The sequence below is a fragment of the uncultured Aquimarina sp. genome (assembly GCF_947496855.1).
In the GTDB taxonomy this organism is placed as follows: Bacteria; Bacteroidota; Bacteroidia; order Flavobacteriales; family Flavobacteriaceae; genus Aquimarina.
Genome location: NZ_CANMED010000028.1, coordinates 1 through 1,201, shown reverse-complemented (window position 1 = coordinate 1,201; position 1,201 = coordinate 1). Strand labels below are relative to the sequence as shown.

General features: G+C 30.1%; 2 protein-coding genes. Both read right to left on the bottom strand.

From position 1 onward, the window contains the following. Window positions 1-375: 375 nt before the first annotated feature. On the bottom strand, window positions 376-696 hold the full coding sequence (locus Q0921_RS24920) for a hypothetical protein (protein ID WP_299261877.1): 321 nt from the start codon (window positions 694-696) through the stop codon (window positions 376-378). A 25-nt stretch (window positions 697-721) separates the two neighbouring features. Further along, window positions 722-1,087, bottom strand: a complete 366-nt coding sequence (locus Q0921_RS24915; RefSeq protein WP_299261875.1) for a hypothetical protein — start codon at window positions 1,085-1,087, stop codon at window positions 722-724. Window positions 1,088-1,201 lie beyond the last annotated feature (114 nt).

Genomic DNA, 1,201 nt, shown 5'->3' with positions numbered 1-1,201 from the left:
ATGGACAGCTGTAAGTTATAGTATCAGTAATAATTTCAGAAGCATATTTTTCCTTCGCATCTGCGAGAGTTGAATATTCAAATTCTATTTTATCAAAAGATTTTCCTCTTTCAATTGAATGTTCTTGATTAAAACAGGTTAGCGGAAGAATAAATAAAATTATAGTAAAGAATTTCATTGGTTTGGTCAAATTACAGCTAACGTTTAATATATGTGTCGTAGCAGGGCAAATTGTTACCTTGCTTTTCGGTTTTTCTGCGCATTGATTGCTAACTTTTGCATTCTGCAAGCATTGCGCCTTACCAAAAATACAATAACCAATCGATTGATTACTTTGCTGCTATGGCACATATATCGTGTTGTGATTTCGTTTTTTTATTTGAACAAACGTTGGAAAAAGTTCTTGTTCGGTTCTGGATAGATATTTTCATTCCGTTCCACATGTCCGTATACTTCGTCCGTCAGTTTTATTTTTAGCTCGTCAATTTCCTTTTTCATTCCTTCCATAAGTTCTGTACTATACAATCCAGATTTGATCATAAATATATTGTTTGATATAGTATCTATGATATGGAAGTCATTACTTATTCCTTTGTAAACATCCTTAGGTTTTCTTATTCTAGAATCATTTTCCCATTCCGCTTGCCCTTTATATTTGCAATATAATTTATAGGTTTCTAGATTAATTTTATTCATTAATTATTGATTTCTAATCGAGTTGTTATTTTAGATTTATTTCTATCTCACTATTGGATTCGTCAATTTTTATCCATTCAGTAAAGTTAGATTTTGGATAACATTTAGTAAAATCAGTTCCTTTGATATTGGCGTAAGCTTTACGTGAATAATTTCCGAAAATTATCTTGCCCAAGTATTCTTTTTCCTCTCCATTTTCAACAAACAAAATTGTAGTATTAACAGTTGTTGGTTCGTTAGTTTTTTTCTTTTTAAAGAGTGAGTTAACTGATATTTCAATTGGGTATATCCAATCGTAACTATATCCATTTTTCCTAAAGTGAATCTTAAGTTGATGATTTAGATAATTCCAGAATGCATCATTATATGGGATTTTATTTTCAACTAACATTTAACTATTTATCTTTCGATTAGTTTTTAATGAATCACAACGTTCAGTATAAGAAACGTAGGGCAGGTGATAAGCAATACGTTTCGGTTTGGTACTAAGCCAAATATAAATATT

What these genes read in the sequence shown, in the direction of transcription:
- Q0921_RS24920 (WP_299261877.1), bottom strand. Translation starts at nt 696, where the DNA reads ATGAATAAAATTAATCTAGAAACCTATAAATTATATTGCAAATATAAA.
- Q0921_RS24915 (WP_299261875.1), bottom strand. Translation starts at nt 1,087, where the DNA reads ATGTTAGTTGAAAATAAAATCCCATATAATGATGCATTCTGGAATTAT.